The following is a 20,006-nucleotide window of genomic DNA, read 5'->3' on the forward strand; positions in this document are numbered from 1 at the left end:
GCGCCCTGGAGATGAAGGCCCCAAAGCAGCCTTTCGGGCAAGCAGCCTTCGCTAAAACAAAGTCATTTGGTTTTCGTCCGCGCCAGGCTTCTGGCGCCTGGCCTTTTCGGCTTGCGGCGAAACGATGCCGCGATCCTGGATTTCCGGCCCGGTGTTGGCGACCTTGTTGACCAGGTCGGAAACCGGTATCGCCTCGAAGAAATCCGGCTCGGCGGGTTTAAGCAGATCGAGCACGTGGCGCGGCTCCTGTGTGCGGCAATCGAGCCAACGAGCGAAGTCGCGTTCCTCGATGACCACCGGCATGCGGTCGTGGATATGGGCAATGCCGGCATTGGCCTCAGTCGTGATGATCGCGCCGGTGTCCATCTCGGAACCGCCCGGTTCTGAAAAAGTCTCGATCAGGCCGGCGAAGGCGATCACCCCACCACGCTTCGGCCGGATCCAGTAAGGCTGGCCCTTATTGCCGCCAGACTGCTGCCACTCGTAAAAGCCCGACGCAGGCACAAGAGCGCGGCGGTGGCGCATGGCGGTCTTGAACGAGGCCTTTTGCAGCACGCCCTCGGCACGGGCGTTGAAGAGCAGCGGGAATTCCCTGGTGTCCTCGACCCAGGCCGGGATCAGGCCCCATCGCACCAGCATCGCCTGACGGTCCGGCAGATTTGAGCCCGGCTCGCGCTGTGGGCCGGCAAGCGCCATCAGCACCGGCTGCGTCGGCGCAATGTTGTAGCGGGGCGGAAATGCCTCCAATTCGGCCAGGCCGAGGAACGCCGCGGTCTGTTCTGGCGTGGCGGTCAAGGCGAAGCGTCCGGCCATGGATCTGGGCTCGTCAGTTGGTGTTCGATGAAAGTGGCGATGGAACCGCGATGTCGCAACGGCTAAAGCTAGATTGGACCAACCGGTCCGCAACAAGGCTGCTAACAAATCGGCTCTCATGCAATCCAGAAAGATCGTCCCGGCCGTCTCCGTTGCCGTCGTGCGGGCCAAGACCGTATTATTGGTCAAGCGTGCACGCGCACCTTCCAAAGGGCTTTACGCCTACCCCGGCGGCAAGGTCGAGCAGGGCGAGACGCTCGAGGCGGCGGCGGCACGCGAATTGCTGGAAGAGACCGGATTGCGGGCCATCGGCTACCGCCCGTTGCGCGACATCCATATCGACGGCAGCGGCGAGAATCACGCTGTCGACTACCTGCTGACGGTGTTTGGCGCCGCCTATGCCGGCGGCGAACCCGTGGCCAGCGACGATGCCGAGACCGCGGCGTTCTACACGCTGGCGGAAATGGCAGAGATGCCGCTTGCCGGCGACGTGTTCTCGGTCGCCGAGGGATTGCTCGGTCCCGCGCAACGCGCCACGCGGTGAGCATCCAGAATGGCCTTGCAGGCGACAAAATGTTTCGCCACAAAGCCTTGCCCTTTCTTCGCAAGGCTCAGATGACCCGCGCTTCCCCACTTCTCGCCGCGTGCCTCGCCGTCGGCATCGCCGCCTCGCCGGCCCCGGCGCGCGCCACCGAGGCGCCGTTCGAGCCGGGGCTGATGCGGCTGGCGGAAGTGCTGGGATCGCTGCATTTCCTGCGCAACCTGTGCGGCGAAAAGGGCGACCAGTGGCGGGTCGAAATGGAAAAGCTGCTCGAGTCGGAAAATCCGGACCCCGACCGGCGCGCCCGCTTCATCGCCTCCTTCAACCGCGGCTACCGCTCCTTCAGCGGTACCTACACACAATGCACGCCTTCGGCGACCGCGGCCATTGCCCGTTACATGAAGGAAGGCGAGACGCTGTCGCGCGACATCGCTTCGCGCTACGGGAACTGAGGCCGGCTCGGCCGACAGCAAACGTTTTGCGCGGATTTCTTGCGACAATTGGCGTCAATGTGACCTGCCTTATTGTCTCCTGTCCCGCTCTGGTGCAATCATCTGTTGCGGTTTCGCAACAGTGTTAATGAAACGTTAGCGCGCGATTGCGGAATTAACTCAAACTGAAGGTTTTGATGCCGCAAGCCTGCCTAATCGGCTAAGCTCGGCATCGAGTGAGCGCAGTCTCACCGACAATGTGAATTTCGACCCTAAAAATGTCGTATTTACAATGACTTAATTGAGACTGCGGACGAACTGAAAGCCCAAGCTCGGTCCACTGTCGGATCGTCGCTTGCAGTAAGGTGGACATCGCAATGGAACATGGTGTCAGCGACATCGACGCATTGGTCAGGGAAGAAAAACGCCTGACCGCTGTTGAGAGCCACAGCGAGGCTTGGGCGGAAGGCCTGTCGGCTGGCATCGAACCGGAGATCATCGCCGAGGCAGCGCTGGAGACGGCTTTCGGCGAGATGTTGCGCGCCAATGGCGAGACCTCGGCGCTGGCGCTGCTCGACCGCATGCGGGAAAAGGTGATCGCCGGCGCCTTCGAGCCGGAACGGCTGAAGCACTAGTCATCCGTTTTAACGGCGACTTTTCGACAGTGACTTTTGACGGGGGCACGCCGTTTGGGCATCATGCCCATGCGCTTGACCATTCAAGGCGCCGCCCGGACCGGCCCGGGTAACAGAGGCAAGCGGTGAGATTTTCGATGTCAGGCCGGCCGCGTGGGCTGACCCTCAACATCCTGATCACCGCTTCCTGCCTGGCGCTGCCTTTATGCCTCGCCAGCACACCTTCCCACGCCCTGAGCGAGATCCAGCGCGAGGACCTGCCTTCCCCGGTGACCCCGCCCGCCAACAGCGACAGCGCCGCGCCCGGCAGCACCGCGCCGATACCGGAGGCCCCTGGCACCAAACCCACGGACGGCGGCCAGCCGGCCGACGACAGCGACAAGTCGGAGCCGGAAACGCCGCCTGCCAATGGCGGCATCACGAGCCCGCGCGCCGATCCTGATCAACCGCCGTCGGCGGTCGTCTATGACCTCGACACGCTCCCCGAACCCGTCAAGCGCATGCATGGGCTGATCATCGAGGCCTGCCGGACCGGCGACATCGAGAAGCTGCGGCCGCTGATCGGCAAGGGCGATGCCATGACGCAATTGTCGCTGGGCGACATCGACGGCGACCCGATCACCTTCCTCAAGGGCCTTTCTGGCGACAGCGACGGCCAGGAAATCCTCGCCATCCTAGAAGAGGTGCTTTCGGCCGGCTATGTGCATGTCGACACCGGCACGCCGCAGGAACTCTATGTCTGGCCGTATTTCTTCGCGCTGCCGCTCGACAAGCTCGATGCCAGGCAACGCGTCGAATTGTTCAAGCTGGTCACGGCCAGCGACTATGACGACATGAAGCAGTTCGGCGCTTACATCTTCTACCGCGTCGGCATCACGCCGACGGGCCAGTGGCTGTTCTTTGTCGCCGGAGATTGAGGCAGACCAGGTATGGCAATGTGGCGGGGCAACGAAACGATGTCCGTTAAGCCTATTGGTAGGGCCGTCGCGACGGCTTAGGCAGTGGTCAGAAGGATGCCATGGCCGAATTCGTCAGCCAACTTCATGATAAGCAGCTTCTCACGCGCCGTGAGGCCCTTTTGATCGACAAAGCGCCAGTTGCGCTCATAAAGCGCAAAGGCCTCTTTGGCGGGGATGGGGCGCGCGACATCGCGGTTCCATGCCAGCGCCTGAAGCTCCGGAAACTCTGCAGGAATGATCGGCGCGATGTTCTCGGTCATAGCGCATTCAAGATAATGCAGAGCGTTTAACAAATCCAATTTTGGCGGAGATGGAGCGTTTCACGGAAACGGTGAAACGCTCCATCCTTTTGTTTTGGCGCAATTCCGGACGGAAAATCGCTCACGCTTTTCCTGGAATTGCTCAAGCCGGCAGCGCCTCAGAAAACTCCACCGCTCTGCCCTGGCCGGGTGTCGCGATCTCACCTTCCCACATGACGCGCGTGCCGCGCAGGAAGGTGCCGACCGGCCAGCCGGTGACCTCCCTGCCGTCATAGGGCGTCCAGCCGGCCTTGGAGCCGGCCTGGGCGTTGGTGATGGTCTCGCGCCGCTTCAGGTCGACGATGGTGAAATCGGCATCGTAGCCGGCGGCGATGCGGCCTTTCCTGGCCATGCCGAAGATGCGCTGCGGACCGTGGCTGGAAAGGTCGACGAAGCGCTGCAAGGTGAGCCGGCCGGCATTGACGTGATCCAGCATGATCGGCACCAGCGTCTGCACGCCGGTCATGCCCGAGGGCGAGGCCGGATAGGGCTTTGCCTTCTCGGCCAGCGTGTGCGGCGCGTGGTCGGACCCCAGCACGTCGACGATGCCTTCATGAATGCCGTGCCAGACGCCGTCGCGGTGGCGCGAGGCCCGCACCGGAGGGTTCATCTGGATCAGCGTGCCAAGCCTGGCATAGTCGTCGGCGCTTAGCGTCAGATGGTGCGGCGTCGCCTCGCAGGTCGCGACGTCCTTGTGCTGTTCGAGGAAGACGATCTCCTCGGCCGTCGAGATGTGCAGCACATGGATGCGCGCGCGCGTCTGCCTGGCGATGCGCACCAGGCGCTCGGTGCAGCGAAGTGCTGCGATCTCGTCGCGCCAGACGGGATGCGACGACGGATCGCCCTCGACGCGCTCGCCGAGCCGCTCGCGCAGACGGAATTCGTCTTCCGAATGGAAGGCGGAGCGGCGGCGGGTGTTGCGCAGGATCGAGGCGACGCCTTCGTCGTCCTCGACCAGAAGGTCGCCGGTGGACGAGCCCATGAACACTTTGATGCCGGCCGCTCCCGGCAGCCGTTCCAGCTCGCCGACATCGCGAGCGTTGTCGCGCGTGCCGCCGACCCAGAAGGCGAAATCGCAATGCATGCGGCCGGTGGCGCGGCGCACCTTGTCGGCGAGCGCCGCCTCGCTGGTGGTCAGCGGATTGGTGTTGGGCATTTCAAAGACGGCGGTGACGCCGCCGAGCACCGCTGCACGGGAGCCGGTCTCCAGGTCTTCCTTGTGCTCCAGCCCCGGCTCGCGAAAATGCACCTGGCCGTCGACAACACCCGGCAGGATGTGCAAGCCCGTGCAGTCGATGGTTTCGCCGGCCGAGGCCTGGGCGAGATCGCCGATCCGCGCGATGCGTCCGGCCTTCACGCCGATGTCGCGGCGACCCTCTCCGTCATGGTTGACCACGGTGCCGCCTGTCAGGATGAGGTCGAAGGTGGTTGCCATGGGCAGGTCCAATCTCTTGCGGGGGGAGTGTGGCCGGCTTACGTAATGACCGAACGTTTTGCAAGATCAGGCCGATTTTACCCTCATGTCCTTTGCCCAGCTCAACGACCGCGCGCTCATTACCGTGTCAGGCCCCGAAGCCGAGCATTTCCTGCAGAACATCCTCACCACCGATCTCGATACGCTCGGCCCCGCCGAGGCCAAACCCGGCGCGCTGCTGGCGCCGCAGGGCAGGATCCTGTTCGATTTCCTGATCTCGCGCGCCGGCGACAACGGTTTTCGGCTCGACTGCCGGGCCGACATCGCTGACGACTTCGTGCGCCGGCTGATGCTTTATCGGCTAAGGGCAAAAGCGGAGATTGCCAAGCAGGATCAGGTGGTTGTCACGGTCGCGTGGGGCGATGAATCAACCGCCTCATCTTCCGATTCAACGGTGCTTGCCGACACGCGGTTTCGCGATGTGGCGGTAAGCCGTGCTTATGGCGGCGGGGCAAAGGACGGTGGCGATCCTGATGGCTGGAAAGCCGTTCGCATCGCCAACGGCGTCGCCGAAAGCGGCTCCGACTACCAGCTTGGTGACGCCTTCCCGCATGATGTGCTGCTCGACGAAACCGGCGGCGTCGGCTTCAAGAAAGGCTGCTATATCGGCCAGGAAGTGGTTTCGCGCATGCAGCATCGCGGCACCGCGCGGCGCCGGGTTCTGATCGCATCGGCTGACGACCCCCTGCCCGCTTCGAGGACCGAGCTCGCCGTCGCCGGCCGGCCGGTGGGCGCGCTCGGCTCGGTTAGCGGCAGGACCGGCCTTGCCATTGCCCGCATCGACCGGGTCAAGGCGGCGCTCGACGCCGGCGAGGCGATCGTGGCGGGCGATGTTCCGGTTATGCTCGCGATTCCCGCCTGGGCGAAGTTCAGCTTCCCTGAAGGCGCGGTCAGCGCGGAGGAGGCCTGATGGCCGCCGACCGGGCCGGCGCGCCGCCGCGCGCCTGGCAACGCATGCTTTCGGGGCGGCGGCTCGACCTGCTCGACCCCTCACCGCTCGACATCGAGATTGCCGACATTGCGCACGGCCTGGCCCGCGTCGCCCGCTGGAACGGCCAGACCAGCGGCGAGCATGCCTTTTCGGTCGCGCAGCATTCGCTGCTGGTCGAAGCGCTCTATGGCGAGCTGGCGCCGCAGGCCACGGCCGAGGCGCGGCTTGCCGCGCTGCTGCACGACGCGCCGGAATATGTCATCGGCGACATGATCTCGCCGTTCAAATCGGTGATGGGCGGCTCCTACAAGGATTGCGAGTTGCGCCTGCAGCGCGCCATCCATCTGCGTTTCTCGCTGCCAGCGGAGTTCAGCGCAGCCCTGCGCAAGGACATCAAGCGCGCCGACCAGATCGCCGCCTATTACGAGGCGACGCTGCTGGCCGGCTTTTCGACGGCGGAAGCGACGGAGTATTTCGGCCGGCCGCGCGGCTTCTCCGCCGACCGCTTCGACTTCACGCCAAAATCCGTGACCTGGGCGCAAACGGCTTTCCTCAAGCGTTTCAAGACACTGGAAGCCAGGCGCCAGTCCTCGCTTGCCGTGAATTCCGCCATCTAAAAGAACGCTAAATTAACCGGCGAGCAGGACAGTATTGCGTTCGGCCACGGTCCGAAGGCGTGCTCATGCCCGGCGCACATGTCAAGACTGGTTCGGTCGCCGGAAAGCGAAGAGCGGCCGGTGTTGGCCCGGTTCGACGAATAGCTGAAGAACTTCGTGCCCAGAACGAGCGTTTCGCGGCCGCCGTCGAGAACATGTCGCATGGGCTGTGCATGTTCGACGCCGATGAGCGGATGATCATCTGCAACCGAAACTATATCGACCTCTTCCGCCTCGACGCCAGGGTGGTGAAGCCTGGCATCCGCTTCTTCGACATTCTGCAGCACAGCGTCGATATCGGCGTCGCCTCGCAAAGCGCCGAAGAACTCTATGCCGTTCGCAAGCCTTACATCGACGGCGCCGGGCCTTCGACCTATGAGGAGACGCTGGCGGACGGACGCATCATCGTCATCTCGCATCGCCCGCTGGCTTCCGGCGGCTGGGTGTCGATCTATGAGGACGTGACCGTGCAGCGGCGCGCCGAAGAGGAGCTGAAGGAGCAGCACCGCCGCTTCGACGCCGCTTTGGCCAACATGTCGCAAGGCCTGCTGATGTATGACGCCGACGGCAAGATGATCGTGCGCAATCAGCGTTTTCTGGAACTCTACAAGGTCGCTGCGGCGGACTTCCCATATGGAACGACGCATCGCGACGCGCTCGAACGGCTGCTCGAACTCGGCATCTACACCAAGCTCGACGTCGACAGCGAAGTCACCAAGACCCAAGCCCGCCTGCAGGCGGGGAAGATGCACTCGACCTACCGCCACCTATCCGACGGCAGGACGTTCCTCGTCGTACGCCAGCCGATGGGCGGCGGCTGGGTGGTGACTTTCGATGATGTCTCCGAGCAGCGGCGCGCCGAGGAGCGCATGACGCATCTTGCGCATCACGACACCCTGACCAACCTGCCCAACCGCTCGATGTTTCGCGAAAAGCTGGACCAGGCGCTTGGCGAGGCCAAGGCCAAGCCGTTGGCGATCCTCTCGCTCGACCTCGACCGCTTCAAGGCAGTCAACGACACATTCGGCCACCCGGCCGGAGACTGGCTGCTGAAATGCGTCGCCATGCGGCTGCTGCACGCCGTGCGCAGCAGCAAAGACGTGGTGGCCCGCTTCGGCGGCGACGAGTTCGCCATCATCCAGTTCGGCACCAAGAGCGCCGCCGACGCCGAAAAGCTCGCCAAGCGCATCGTCGAGATCGTCGGCAAACCTTATCGCGACAAGGGACGCGAAATGCATGTGGGCGTAAGCCTGGGCATCGCGCTCTATCCCGGCGACGGACACGATGCCGACACGCTGCTCACCAACGCCGACATGGCGCTCTACCGGGGCAAGAGCGAAGGTCGCAACGTCTATCGCTTCTTCGAGCCGAGCATGGATGCCCTGATGCGGGAGCGCCGCGCGCTTGAAGCGGATCTCGAAGCAGCCCTTTCCAAGCGCGAGTTCGAGCTCGATTTCCAGCCGATCCTCAACATCGGCTCCGGCGAAATTGTCGGCGCGGAAGCCCTGATGCGCTGGCGCTCGCCATCGCGCGGCCTGGTGTCGCCGGAAAACTTCATTCCCGCCGCGGAGGAGACTGGACTGATCGTGCCCCTCGGCGACTGGGCGTTGCGCAAGGCGTGCAACGTGGCTGCCCATTGGCCGCCGGAGATGCGCATGGCCGTCAACGTCTCGGCCGCGCAGATCAAGAGCGGCGGCTTCGCCCGCAGCGTGATCTCGGCGCTCGCCTTTTCGGGCCTGGCGGCCGACCGCCTGGAGCTCGAAATCACCGAAACGGTGATGATGGACGAAAGCGACGCGGTGCTGAAGACGCTGAGCCAATTGCGCGGTCTCGGCGTGCGCATCGCGCTCGACGATTTCGGCACCGGCTATTCCTCGCTCGGCTATCTCAGACGCTTCCCCGTCGACAAGATAAAGATCGACCGCTCCTTCATCCGCGACCTCGACAGACGCGACACGGCGGCGATCGTGCGCACGGTGATCGGCCTTGGCGCCGAGCTCGGCATCACCGTCACCGCCGAAGGCGTCGAGACCGAAGCGCAGCTCGACATGCTGCGCAGGGCCGGCTGCGGTGAGGCGCAAGGCTATCTGATCGGCGTGCCCGCCAAGGCGGCCGACATGAGCCGGCTGCTCCGTTCGCAGGCGCTGCTGCGCCAGTCAGGCTGATTTCTGCCCCTTAACGCGTGTCGAGATTCAGGTCAGGCCGAGTCGAAAATGGCGAGTTCCGAGAACCGGAGCGGAGCGTACTTCAAGTACGTGAGCACCGGAAGCGCAGGAAATCGGCATTTGCAGGCCGGCCTCACCTGAATATCGACATGCGTTAGCGCAGCGTCTCGATGTACCTCTGGTGGAAGCTCACATAGCCGGGCTCGATCACCTTGAGGTGCCGCTCGATCAGCCGGTGGAATTCCGGCAACTGGTGGAACGGCACACCCGGATAGGCGTGGTGCTCGGCATGGTAAGGCATGTTCCAGGCGAGCTTGCGCACGAACCAGTTGGTCAGCGTCGTGCGGGTGTTTTCAAGCATGTTGGCGACGAAGGGACAGCGGCCGTGCTCGGCCAGCAGATAGAGCCTGAGGAAGGGCTGGCCGAGCAGCGCGGGCAGGATCCAGACAGTGAGCAGCACCGACGCTTTGAACCAGACCGCAAGCGCCAGCAGGACGACATAGAAGGCGATCATCGCCCGCGCCTCGGTCTTCACCTTCGGCAGACCCTTGGGCGGCACGTAGCTGTCCCGGCAGCGCCCCATCGCATTGGTGTAGAGCGTCTTGAAGTGGCCCCACCACACCGGCAGTCCTGAGACGTGGACGATGTACTGCCACAAGGTCTCTGGCTTCGGGAAAGCCAGTTCCGGATCGTTCTCCGGATCCTGGGTGAAACGGTGATGGGCGAAGTGGAAATAGCGGAACCAGTCGGCGGGCAGCGCGATCGCCAGGCTGCAGAAACGCGCGACGGCATCGTTCAACCACTGCGTTTCGAAGGCCGTGCGGTGCACGGTCTCATGCAGCAGGCTGAACAGGAAGACGATCAGGATGCCCTGCGGCAGCATCAGGGCCGGCCAGAACGGCACCTTGGCCGCGATCAGCACGCCAAGGACGATGACCGCCCCGAGATGGAGGGCGAACTGGAGAAGGCCCGGCCCATCGGATTTACCGGTCAGCCGGCCGCGCTCCTCATTCGTCAGCGAGGCTATCACGGAGCGATGGTCGATTGCTGCGTTGTGGTCGATGGCGTTCATGCAGCCACCATACCCAGAAAGAAACCTTTCGAAAAACGAGGATTTCTGCGAAATAGATAAGATCATCTTATCTTTCTGGTTGCCATGGTCGCCCTTCCCTCCTTGCGCGGACTTCAGGCCTTCGAAGCGGCAGCACGGACAGGCAGCTTTGCCGCCGCAGCGGAGGAGCTGTCGATCTCGGCCGCGGCCGTCAGCCTGCTTATCCGCACCGTCGAGGAGCAGATGGGACGACAACTGTTCCACCGGATCAACCGGCGGGCCGTGCTGACCGAGGCCGGGGTGGAGATGCTGCCGCGGCTTAGCATGGCCTTCCGGGAAATTGGCAGCGTTGCGCGCGATGTTGGCGGCGCGTTCCGGCCGAGGCTCGTGATCTCGGTGCCGCCTTCCATGGCGATGGGCTGGCTTTCCGAGCGGCTCGCCGGCTTCGTCGCATCCCATGGCGCCGCCGATATATCGCTCAGGGGCGACGACGATCCGGTGCCCTTCGATCATGAATTGATCGATATCCGCCTCTCCTATGGTCCGCACTACCGCGAGCATCCGACCGAGGAGATCGTCAAGGACGCCGTCTATCCCGTCTGCGCGCCGACGCTGGCCCGAGCGACCGTATCCGACGGCCTTGCGGACCTGCCGTTGATCCACACCGATTGGGGACCGACCGGAGCGTCCTTTCCATCCTGGCGCAACTGGTTCGAGGCGGCGGGAAGCGAGCCGGGCCGTGCGACACAACGCGGTCTCTCCGCGAACTCGTCACGAGCAGCGCTCGATCTCGCCATTTCAGGGCTGGGCGTGGCGCTGGCGCAAGGCATCTATTGCGCCCAAGCGCTGGAGGATGGCAAGCTGGTGCGGGCCGCCGCGCGATCCCTGGAACTGCGCCAGCCCTATTGCCTGACGATCCCCGAACGCGGCGCGAGGCGCGATATCGTGGGCGCGTTCCGGGAATGGCTGATCGGGGAGTGCGTGCGCGCGGTCAACTCGCCAGCGCTCGGCACCCGGTCCTCCGAGACATAGTTCAGGGAATTCGGGCAACGGAGCACCAATCCTTGGCGCCCGCCTGGCTTTTCAGTCAAACGAAGCAGCAGGAGATCTTTTGATGTCGCTCGAACTCATCAATCCGGCGGATCTGCCGGTTCCGGAGATGTACACCCAGGTTGTCGTCGCGACGGGATCCAAGCTGGTGTTCATCTCGGGTCAGCAGCCCGAAGACACAAACGGCAAGCTCGTCGGGCACGGTGATTTTGCGGCGCAAGCGCGCCTGTCATTCGCCAATCTCGGCCGAGCGCTGAGCGCGGCGGGTGCCCGGCCCGACCAGGTCTGCAAAATCACGATCTACATCGTCGACTACAACCGCGATGAACATGTTCCGATCATCGAGGCCGCGCAGATTTCGCTGTTTGGAGATCACAAGCCGGCGAATGTGATCGTCGGCGTGGCGATCATGTCACCAGGCTACCTGATAGAGGTCGATGCCATAGCGGTCATTTGAGGGAGCCATCGGAAGAATTGAACGAACGCAGTTAGCGCCAACCCGCGAGGTTAGCCGTATCGCCCGTCCCTTCGTCATACTCGGGCTTGACCCGAGTATCCATGCCGTGATCTCTGCCGCGGGGCGCAACGGTGCAGAATTCTGTAACCGTTGCAACGCCTTAGCGTAACGGCATGGATTCTAGGGTCTGCGCCGCGTCGCTTCGCTCCTTGCTGCGCCCCGGAATGACGATCGCGCGGATGTCTTTGCTGGCTGTGGCTCGGACGACAGCCCAAATTCGTTGACAGTGCACTTTCTGCGAGCAGGCATACGACAGCAAATTAGAGTGACACTGCACTATTTGGCTTCTGCCCCGAAACCTTTCAAAGATGTCCGGCCAATGCCGCGACCATGTCCCTGCTGCTGGCCACCGGAACGATCTCGAACTCGACCAGATCCGCCCATTCGATGACCCAGCGCTGCAGCACCGTCGCGTCATCGGCTTCGACCAGCATGAAGCAGCGGCTCATGTCACCCGCGATCCAGCTGTGATGCACCACGAGTTCATCCGGCTTCAGCCGGCCCTTGTCGCGGAAGCGGCGGTAGATTTCCTTGCGGTCCGAGCCGTGAAAGTCCTCGATTACGAAGAACAGCATACTTTTCCCTCGGTTTTAATGGATTGGGAATTGAAGAACTCAGGAACTGAGCAACTGAGGAGATTAGGAAATGATGGACTGATGGCGCAAGGACAGGCGGCTCCGCCAGACACCCCATTCTTCAATTCTTCAATTCTTCAATTCTTCAATTCTTCAATTCTTCGGTTCTTCAGTCCTCAATTCCCCAGTTCCCCTTCCCCCGCCCCTACTTCTCCGGCCGCTCCAGGCGTTCCAGGAACCACTGCGTCAGCCGCACCCAGAGCTCGTCCTTCTCGCCGGAATCCTCCCAGCCATGGTCGAGATTGGGATTGTCATTGACCTCGATGACGAAGACCCCGTCCTTGGTCTCCTTGAGGTCGACGCCGTAGAGGCCGTCGCCAATGCATTTTGCCGCCCGCACCGCCGTCTCGACGACATGCGGCGGCGTCTGCTTCAGCGTGAACGTCTTGATGCCGCCCTGGTCGGGCTTGCCGCTGGCCTTGTGGTTGACGATCTGCCAGTGCTTCTTCGCCATCAGATAGTGCACGGCAAAGAGCGGCTGACCGCCGAGCACGCCGACGCGCCAGTCATATTCGGTCGGGATGAATTTCTGCGCGATCAGGAGATCGGAATCTTCCAGCCATTCGGTCGCTAGCTTGGTCAGTTCCGCCATGTTCTCGCACTTCTTGACGCCGCGGGAGAAGGACGAATCCGGGATCTTCAGCACCAGCGGGAAACCCAGCGTCTGCGCCGCCACCTCGAAGTCGGAGGTGCCCGCGATCATCACCGTCGGCGGCACCGGCACCTTGTTGTAGGTCATCAGTTCGTTGAGATAGACCTTGTTCGTGCAGCGGATCATCGACAGCGGATCGTCGATCACCGGCATGCCTTCCTGCTGGGCGCGGCGCGCGAAGCGGTAGGTGTGGTTGGAGATCGACGTGGTCTCGCGGATGAACAGCGCATCGTAATTGGCGAGCTTGGCAAGGTCCTTCCTGGTGATCGGCTCGACTTCCACGCCCATCTTCTCGGCGATCCTCGCCCAGTAGCGCAGCGAGGAAATCTCCGACGGCGGCAATTCCTCATGCGGATCGACCAGCGTCGCGAACGTGTAGCGCGCCGGCGTGCGGCCCTTGGTGTCACGCCATTCGCGGCTGGTGTAGGTCTCCAGGCACTGCAGGAAGGACTCTTCCTCGCTCTCCGTCATGCGGGCTAAAGGCAGGAAGCCGATCTTGCGAATCGAAGCCCATTCGGCGCTGTCCTTGATGTGGACCTCCAGCGCTGGCGCGCGGAACCAGTCGAACAGAAGCCTGGTGAAGCGGTCCCAGACCTTGGACGGGCCGATGCCGAAGAAGATCCCGACCTTGGCCGGAAAAGTCCCGCCGAGGTCCTTGCGGCATTTGTTCAAGGCAAGCTCGAGTTCCGGCAGGGCGTGCTCGTAGAGCTTGCGCTCCGACAGGTCGATCATGGTCTCGACGGTCGGGATCACCCGGTGGCCGCGCGAGCCGGCCAGCAGCGAGGCATAGTAGCCTCGGCTCTGATAGCCGTAATTGTTCGACAGGTTGATCACCTTCGGCCGCTGGCCGCGGAACAGCGCCGGATGAGCGAGATAGTCGCGGTTGGTGATGATCTTGTGGGGCGTGGCCACCTGGTCGAGATCGTTCTGCCTGCCTGTCAGGATAACCCAGGTCATTGTCTCAGCGTTTTCCCAGAGTGATGGCGGCGCGCAAGCCGTCGCGGCCGAATTGCGCCATGTTCATGAAAATGTCGTAGGGCACCGGAATGTTCGCGGCATCGAGGATCGTTTCCTGCCTTTCATCCTCGACCCAGGGGTCGTGGATCAGGATATGGTCGCCATCGTCACCGATGGCCAGCACCCAATGCGGCACCTTCTTGCCGAACATCAGGAAGCCGCTGATCAGCACCACCACCAGCTTGCCCTCTGCCAGGGCGTCGCGGATGTCGCCGATGCCGAAGGGGCGATAATTGACGGGGATGCCGTAAAGCTCGGCGCGGCGGCGGAAATCGACCTGGGCGAGCTCCATCACCCGGCGCTTGTCCTCGCTCCTCACCGACTGCAGGAACAGCGCGCCGTAGAAGGACACGAATATCTCGGCGGCGAGCCCGCTCTCATAGCCGGCGACGGCCAGGCCGAAAGGCTCGCAGCCGCCGGGACCCGACATCATGAAGACCGTGGTCGCCTCGCGCCAGAGGCGAATTTCCATGACCGGATCGGGCACGAAGCCACGGTCGAAATTCGCCATCGCCATCATCAGGCAGCACGGGCCGCAGGTGAACTCGCAGGTCTGCTGGTAGAACGGCACTTTGGTTGCCGTGGGCGTGTCGCCGCGCAGCGTCTTTTCGTAGCGCAGCGCGGTCGCGCCATCCTCGTAGTAGTCGGGCTCGCGACCCAATTTCCGATAGCCGGCCTGCTCGTAGATACGGATGGCGCGATCATTGTCCTCGCGCACTTCGAGGCGCAGCAACAGACGGTCGTGCTCGAAGGCCGCCTCTTCCGCGGCCGCGAGCAGGAGCCGGCCAATACCGAGGCGGCCGAAGAAGGGACCGACAGCGATGGAATAGAGCCGAGCCACGCCGCTGCCCTTGCGAAACAGGACCACCGCATAGCCGGCGACACGGCCCTCGTTTTCGGCCACCAGCATCTCGGCGGTCTCGCGTTCGATGAACTGGCGAAAGGAGCGGCGCGACAGCCTGTCGCCAGGAAACACGGCCTTCTCGATGGCGGCGAGGTCATCGACGTCTGACGCGCGGGCCTTGCGGATCTCGGCAGGCATGCGGGCTTGGGAGAACCTCGATTGGGTTTAAGAAACGGCCCCGGTGGATGCGTCGCGAATACTGGCCGAAGCGCCAGTATTCATCAAGCGCTATCGCTCCTTGATTAGGGCCGAATTGTGACAGTTTCCGCGGCCGCAGCAAAGGGCCAAGCGTTTGAACAGAATTGCTGTTCAAGCGACTGCCGGCCGCCGAAAAACGCAGCCGGTTCAGCTTGATATGCCGGCCAGCAGCTGGCCATAGGCGCTCTTTGCGACGTCCGACAGGCGCTCCGGCGGCAATGAGCCGACGACCGCGCAGGCATAGCCCTTGTCGAGCCAATAGACTGCTGCCGGTCCGCCCGCCTCGGCCGCGTAGGTGCCCTTGGATGTCTCCGACGATTCGGCGGTGACGTAGAGCGAGATGCGCTCCCCCTTGGCGTCTTCATAAAGCAGCATCGCCGCCTTGCCTTGCTCACCGGCAGGCAACAGCCGGCCGCCGACCAGCTCGAACCCCTCGGCCGCAAGATCGGGCGCGACCAGCTTCAGCCCGACACGGTTCGACAGCCAGGTCTGGAGATGGTCCTTGTCGCTCGCCGGGACTTCGACGGCGTGGCGCTTCTCGGCAGCGTAGGTGACATGTGCGGCGATCGCCTGCTCGGCGAGTTGGTCGTCGCCGTCGCCGCCACGGGCGATGCTGTCGACACCGGCGACATAGCCGCCGAGCCCGCCGACTGCGAGCATCACGGCCGCGGCGGCCGACAGCCACCAGCGCGAGCGCCAGGCCGATGCTTTTGCAGGCGCCTCGCCGAGCACGACCTGCCGCAGCCTCGCCGGCACCGGCTCGTCCATCACGCCCGCCAAGGCGGCTCGCATGGCGGCGCGGTCGGCAATGTAGCGCGTGGACTTCGCCTTCATCTCGGGATTGGCCTCGAGCCAGGCGTCATAGGCCATGCGCTCCTCGCCCGGCAGCTCGCCGTCGAGGGCCATATGGATATCGCGTTCGGAAAAATCGCGGCGGGTCATTTCTCGACGATCCTTATCGAGCGGCGACGCGATGTGTCGTCGAGCAATCCTCGCAATTCCTCGCGGCCGCGCGCGATGCGCGACATCAGCGTGCCGGCCGGCACGCCAAGGATGTTGGCGGCCTCGGCATAGGAAAAGCCCTCGATGGCGACCATCACCAACGCCGCGCGGCGATCGGGGCTGATCGCCTGCAGGGCATCCATGATCTCGCGCGAGGCGATGGTCTCGACCTGATCGGCGGGCGCGGCTTGGGCCTCACCGGCTTCGAGGGGCAGCATCGCCGCCTCGCCGCGCCGGTTGACCTTGCGCATCTGGTCGATGAACAAGTGATGCATGATCGTAAACAGCCACCTCCGGGGGCTTTCTCCAGTCTGCCAGTTGTCGAGCCGCACAAGCGCCCGCTCCAGGCAGTCCTGGACAAGGTCGTCGGCGGAATCGCGGTCGCGCAGCAGCGAGCGCGCATAGCGCCGCAACCGCGGTATTTCGCTCAGGATCGCTGCCTTCTTGTCGTCCATGACCGCTTGTTTCGTGGTCGCTTTCCATCCCGATAGAACGCGCCTTCTGGGCGCGGTGCAAGCAGTCAGCGCGAAGCGGCCGAACCGCTGCGATTACCCAAGCACGTGGATAACGCGGGCGCAGGCCGGCTTATTCCCGCTTATCAAGGAGAAAGCCAATTATTTCAAATCGGTCAGCAGGAAATCATTACCCTTGTAAAGCAGCGGAACATCGAGCGTCTTGGCGCATGCATAGGCAAAGCAGTCGCCGAGGTTCAGATCAGCCTGGTGATCGACGGCCTTGCCGTAACGAGCGCTGGCGTCGATGGCACGCGAACCGATCTCGTCGCCGATCGGCAGACTTTCCGCGCCGATTTCCGTGACCAGCTGATCCACCAGATCGCGAGCCTTGAGGAGAGCTTCGGCCGTCGGCTTGCGCGAACCCGCGCCGGCTCGCGCCAGAGCCTGGGTCGCCTCAAACCGGACCATCGCTGAGACGTAGAACTCGACGGGTCCGGAGAGCTGTTTGGACAATTCCTCCCAGCCGGGTTCCTGGTTGAGGATGGCGACGATCGCCGAAGCGTCGACAAACATCAATCTTCCCACATCTCATCGGTGAACTTCTTCATGTCGAAATCGGGATTGGGCAGACCGATCTTCTTCGCCTCCTCTTGCAGCCTGACGATCCGGACGTGCAGCGGCACCTTGGCGCGATGACGTTCGAGTTCGTGCAGAAGCGCGGTCCGCACGGCCTCAGTCTTACTCTGCGCATTCGTCTCGCGCTGCAATTTTGTGGCCAGCGCATCCACTTCATCGTCACGTATGTAGAGCGGCATTTGAATATCCTCTCATGAATATTCAATATATGCAACTTCGAATATCCGGTCAAGAAATCTCCCTGCTCTCCCGCGCCGCCCGCGTCAGCAGCCGCTGGTAGAACAGGCCGATGCCGATCAGCACTGCGCCGAGGCCGATGAAGGAAAGCGCGCGCAGCACGCCTTCCAACTCCGACATGTCGAAGAGGAAGACCTTCACCACCGCGACCGCGATCAGCACCGCGGACGCGATGCGCAGCACCTGCGATTTCAGCCAGACGCCGGCGGTGAGCAGCGCCACGCCGATGACGAGCCAGAGCGCCGAATAGGTGTAGGTCTCAAGCTGTCCAAGCCCGCTCCACAGGGCGATAAACTCGCCCTTGAACAGGCGGCGCACCGAAAGAGTGGCATAGGCGAAGGCAAGCAGAGCGGCGATCAGCGCCAACATCGCCGCATACCATCGCGGGCGCTTGTCGCGGACATAGAGCGCCAGCGCGCCGGCGGCGACCGCCGGCAGCAGATAAGCGAGGAACAGAAGGTTGAAGACCGGGATCGTGCCGGTCGACTCGTCCGTCAGCAGCGGGTTCAGCACGACGAAATGCTGAATGGCGATGAGGCCCGCCGAGACAACGCCGGCGGCTATCGAGCCATAGCGCAGAACCGAGCTCGGCGAGCGCATGTCGATGGCGACCAGTATGGCGCCGGCGCCGAGCGCGATCAGCGTGTAGATCGCCTGTTCGGCAAGGGTCACCGCGCCGGTGTCGATAACACCGCCATGCATGGCATGGCGCACCAGCATGGCGATGGTGAGCAGCGTAAACAGCGCCGAGGCCGCCTCCATGGCAAGGCGTGCCCGGCCGTTGGTGGTGCGGCCGAGTTGCCAGGCGGCGAAGCCGAAGGCGAGCGCCGGCACGCCATAACCCGGCAGCAGCCAGTTGAAGACCGGCGTCCTGGACAGGAATTCAGCTCCGACGATGGTCGGATCGAAGGCGACGCGGCAAAGCACCGCGACCGCCGCGCCCACCGCGACCCAGCCCAGCACGGGGTAAGAGCGCCAGCGCGTGGCGAGCGCCGGCAGAATGGCGGCGGCGCCAAGCAGCACGGTCGTCCAGTCCGAGCCGAAGGCCATGTGCAGCATCAGCAGGCCGGCCACGCCGGCGCCGCCGAGCGCGAAGGACACGGCCGGGCCGCCCGCCAGCGGCGGCTGCTCGGCGCGCGCGATCCATTCGCCGCCAATGGCAAAGCCGAGCGTCAGCAGCAGGGCCGGCAGCGCGTAGCGGAGGTCGCGGTCGATATCGCCGAAGGTGAGCCACAGCGCGGTGAGCACCACCAGCGGAGCAATGACGCCCCAGGCCGCCCAGCAAGCCGCGCGTGTCGGAGCGGTAGCGGCGAAGCGGCGCGCTGCCCAGAAGCCGGCGGCAAGGAAGACCAGGCCGAGCGCGATGCCGATGCGGAAAGTCAGCGTATCGGCCGACGCCAAAGGCTGAGCGTCCAGCCCGACATCGAGCGCATTGGCGCCGATGGTGGCGGGCGGGATGATGCCGAGATAGATCAGCACGGTGGCGATGCCGGCGGCGAAGACCAGCGGAAGCGCGCGCGGCCGGTAGAGCGCCACCGCGACCAGCGCAGCCAGGAGAACCGCGCCGTGCAAGGCATCGCCAGCGCTGGCAAAAGCCGGATCGACGGACAGGTCTAGCGCGCTCAGGGCGATGAAGAAGCCGGGCACGATCGATGGCCAGTCGAAGCCTCGCGCCGCTTCGTCGCGGCCAGTGGTCAAGAACGGGGCGACCCAGACCAGGGCAAGCACGGCAAGCGTGGCGAGGCTGATGAACAGGACGGCGGCGAGGTTCACGTCCGGCGTGTCGACCATGTAGAGTATGGTCCAGATGCCGGTGCCGGCGAAAGCGGCTGCCACGAGCGCCTTCCAGTCGCGGATGCGGGCGGTTGCCGCGCTCGCCGCAAGCACGATCGCCAGATAGACGAACAGGGCCCAGGGATTGGGCGCCTGCGCTGCCACCAGCGCCGGCGTGACCATGGCGCCGACAAGGCCGATGCCGGCCAGCGCCAGGCCATGCACCAGCGAGGCGCTAATGGTGGCGACGCCGATGAGGCCAAGCAGCGCGAAGGCGGTCGCCGGCCCGATGAAGCCATAGATGCCATGCGCCGCGTAGACCGTGCCGAACAGGATGAAGGCGCCGGCAGCCGTCAGGATCGAGGGGATATAGGCGCCGGCGGCGCCCTGCACCGGCACCCTGAAGCCGGTGCGGCGGATGAATTCGGCGCCGGCAATCAGCGCCAGGCCGAGGATGCCGGCCATCGTCAGGCGCACGCCAGGTCCGAAGATGCCGGCCTCGATCGTGTAGCGGATCAGGAACAAGCCGCCCAACGCCAGCGCGATGCCGCCGACCCAGACCGCCCAGCGTGTGCCCAGCGCCGTCTCGACATCGGTCTGGCGCGCCGCCTTGGCGGGCGCGGGCGTCTCGGCCGCCGAAGGCGAGGCCGCGGCCGACTGGGCCTTCGTCCAGGGGCCGGCCACGGCCTCGCCTTCGGCGGCCTCGGGCTTTGCGACGACCTCCTCGGCAACGGTCGTGCCGTCGGCCAACGGCGTGACAGGCGCCGCGACTGCCTTGATCTCTTCGGAAAGACCTTCCTGCGCGGCGTCCACCTTGGGCGCGGACAGCGAAGCTCCCGACTGAACCAGGCCGCGCAGGATGCCGAGCTCGCGCTCGACCAGCGCGATGCGGTTCTGCTGCCGTGAAACGATGACGAAAAGAGCTATGACTGCGGCAATGGCGATCAGGCTGAAAAACATGGCGGTTTCCCTCAA

General features: G+C 64.0%; 21 protein-coding genes. 9 read left to right on the forward strand and 12 right to left on the reverse strand.

What is annotated here, in order from left to right; genetic code table 11:
• Positions 1 to 51: 51 nt before the first annotated feature.
• Entirely contained in the window at positions 52 to 813 is a 762-nt protein-coding gene (locus tag CK230_RS05265) for an SOS response-associated peptidase (protein ID WP_095816127.1), read from the reverse strand.
• 118 nt (positions 814 to 931) lie between these two features.
• On the opposite strand from CK230_RS05265, the gene CK230_RS05270 reads away from it, so the two are divergent.
• The 4 genes from CK230_RS05270 to CK230_RS05285 all read left to right on the forward strand — a co-directional run bounded on the left by CK230_RS05270 (position 932) and on the right by CK230_RS05285 (position 3,337).
• Complete coding sequence (locus tag CK230_RS05270; protein ID WP_095816128.1) at positions 932 to 1,357, forward strand: NUDIX domain-containing protein; 426 nt, start codon at positions 932 to 934, stop codon at positions 1,355 to 1,357.
• A 71-nt stretch (positions 1,358 to 1,428) separates the two neighbouring features.
• Positions 1,429 to 1,806 (forward strand): TIGR02301 family protein, encoded by a 378-nt coding sequence (locus CK230_RS05275; RefSeq protein WP_095816436.1) that lies wholly within the window; start codon positions 1,429 to 1,431, stop codon positions 1,804 to 1,806.
• A 356-nt stretch (positions 1,807 to 2,162) separates the two neighbouring features.
• Positions 2,163 to 2,420 carry a hypothetical protein gene (locus tag CK230_RS05280; protein ID WP_040984202.1) on the forward strand — a complete coding sequence of 86 codons (258 nt, stop codon included), beginning with the start codon at positions 2,163 to 2,165 and terminating at the stop codon, positions 2,418 to 2,420.
• A gap of 125 nt (positions 2,421 to 2,545) precedes the next feature.
• Complete coding sequence (locus CK230_RS05285; protein ID WP_176480017.1) at positions 2,546 to 3,337, forward strand: hypothetical protein; 792 nt, start codon at positions 2,546 to 2,548, stop codon at positions 3,335 to 3,337.
• Positions 3,338 to 3,414: 77 nt separating this feature from the next.
• Here CK230_RS05285 and CK230_RS05290 read toward each other — a convergent pair whose 3' ends face one another.
• Positions 3,415 to 3,639 (reverse strand): hypothetical protein, encoded by a 225-nt coding sequence (locus CK230_RS05290; protein ID WP_095816130.1) that lies wholly within the window; start codon positions 3,637 to 3,639, stop codon positions 3,415 to 3,417.
• Positions 3,640 to 3,781: 142 nt separating this feature from the next.
• Positions 3,782 to 5,113 carry a dihydroorotase gene (locus CK230_RS05295; protein WP_095816131.1) on the reverse strand — a complete coding sequence of 444 codons (1,332 nt, stop codon included), beginning with the start codon at positions 5,111 to 5,113 and terminating at the stop codon, positions 3,782 to 3,784.
• Between the two features lie 85 nt (positions 5,114 to 5,198).
• Here CK230_RS05295 and CK230_RS05300 point away from each other — a divergent pair, with 85 nt between their 5' ends.
• From CK230_RS05300 to CK230_RS05310, 3 genes are all read left to right on the forward strand, one after another.
• On the forward strand, positions 5,199 to 6,062 hold the full coding sequence (locus tag CK230_RS05300; protein ID WP_095816132.1) for a folate-binding protein YgfZ: 864 nt from the start codon (positions 5,199 to 5,201) through the stop codon (positions 6,060 to 6,062).
• Positions 6,062 to 6,700: an HD family hydrolase gene (locus CK230_RS05305; protein WP_095816133.1), complete on the forward strand. Its 639-nt coding sequence runs from the start codon at positions 6,062 to 6,064 to the stop codon at positions 6,698 to 6,700. Before CK230_RS05300 ends, CK230_RS05305 begins: the two co-directional genes overlap by 1 nt.
• Before the next feature lie 212 nt (positions 6,701 to 6,912).
• A complete protein-coding gene (locus CK230_RS05310; protein ID WP_245429829.1) occupies positions 6,913 to 8,904 on the forward strand; it encodes an EAL domain-containing protein in 1,992 nt (663 codons plus the stop codon).
• A 154-nt stretch (positions 8,905 to 9,058) separates the two neighbouring features.
• Here the strand turns inward: CK230_RS05310 and CK230_RS05315 are convergent, their stop codons facing one another.
• Entirely contained in the window at positions 9,059 to 9,949 is an 891-nt protein-coding gene (locus CK230_RS05315; protein ID WP_095816437.1) for a fatty acid desaturase family protein, read from the reverse strand.
• Positions 9,950 to 10,060: 111 nt separating this feature from the next.
• Here CK230_RS05315 and CK230_RS05320 point away from each other — a divergent pair, with 111 nt between their 5' ends.
• Positions 10,061 to 10,987 (forward strand): LysR substrate-binding domain-containing protein, encoded by a 927-nt coding sequence (locus CK230_RS05320; protein ID WP_095816135.1) that lies wholly within the window; start codon positions 10,061 to 10,063, stop codon positions 10,985 to 10,987.
• Between the two features lie 82 nt (positions 10,988 to 11,069).
• Positions 11,070 to 11,462, forward strand: a complete 393-nt coding sequence (locus CK230_RS05325) for a RidA family protein (RefSeq protein ID WP_095816136.1) — start codon at positions 11,070 to 11,072, stop codon at positions 11,460 to 11,462.
• Positions 11,463 to 11,824: 362 nt separating this feature from the next.
• On the opposite strand, the gene CK230_RS05330 is transcribed toward CK230_RS05325, so the two are convergent.
• The 8 genes from CK230_RS05330 to CK230_RS05365 all read right to left on the reverse strand — a co-directional run bounded on the left by CK230_RS05330 (position 11,825) and on the right by CK230_RS05365 (position 19,991).
• Positions 11,825 to 12,097: a DUF3303 family protein gene (locus CK230_RS05330; protein ID WP_095816137.1), complete on the reverse strand. Its 273-nt coding sequence runs from the start codon at positions 12,095 to 12,097 to the stop codon at positions 11,825 to 11,827.
• A 205-nt stretch (positions 12,098 to 12,302) separates the two neighbouring features.
• Positions 12,303 to 13,766, reverse strand: coding sequence for a RimK family protein (locus tag CK230_RS05335; RefSeq protein ID WP_095816138.1), 1,464 nt, complete (start codon positions 13,764 to 13,766; stop codon positions 12,303 to 12,305).
• A 4-nt stretch (positions 13,767 to 13,770) separates the two neighbouring features.
• Entirely contained in the window at positions 13,771 to 14,868 is a 1,098-nt protein-coding gene (locus CK230_RS05340; protein ID WP_095816139.1) for a GNAT family N-acetyltransferase/peptidase C39 family protein, read from the reverse strand.
• A 207-nt stretch (positions 14,869 to 15,075) separates the two neighbouring features.
• Entirely contained in the window at positions 15,076 to 15,870 is a 795-nt protein-coding gene (locus tag CK230_RS05345; RefSeq protein ID WP_095816140.1) for an anti-sigma factor, read from the reverse strand.
• Positions 15,867 to 16,385, reverse strand: a complete 519-nt coding sequence (locus CK230_RS05350) for an RNA polymerase sigma factor (RefSeq protein WP_042637861.1) — start codon at positions 16,383 to 16,385, stop codon at positions 15,867 to 15,869. Before CK230_RS05350 ends, CK230_RS05345 begins: the two co-directional genes overlap by 4 nt.
• Positions 16,386 to 16,544: 159 nt before the next feature.
• Positions 16,545 to 16,958, reverse strand: a complete 414-nt coding sequence (locus tag CK230_RS05355) for a type II toxin-antitoxin system VapC family toxin (protein WP_095816438.1) — start codon at positions 16,956 to 16,958, stop codon at positions 16,545 to 16,547.
• A complete protein-coding gene (locus CK230_RS05360; protein ID WP_095816141.1) occupies positions 16,958 to 17,200 on the reverse strand; it encodes a type II toxin-antitoxin system VapB family antitoxin in 243 nt (80 codons plus the stop codon). The genes CK230_RS05355 and CK230_RS05360 overlap by 1 nt, the downstream gene beginning before the upstream one ends.
• Positions 17,201 to 17,249: 49 nt before the next feature.
• Positions 17,250 to 19,991: a DUF2339 domain-containing protein gene (locus tag CK230_RS05365; RefSeq protein ID WP_095816142.1), complete on the reverse strand. Its 2,742-nt coding sequence runs from the start codon at positions 19,989 to 19,991 to the stop codon at positions 17,250 to 17,252.
• Positions 19,992 to 20,006 lie beyond the last annotated feature (15 nt).

The organism is Mesorhizobium sp. WSM3859 (assembly GCF_002295065.1).
GTDB lineage: Bacteria > Pseudomonadota > Alphaproteobacteria > Rhizobiales > Rhizobiaceae > Mesorhizobium.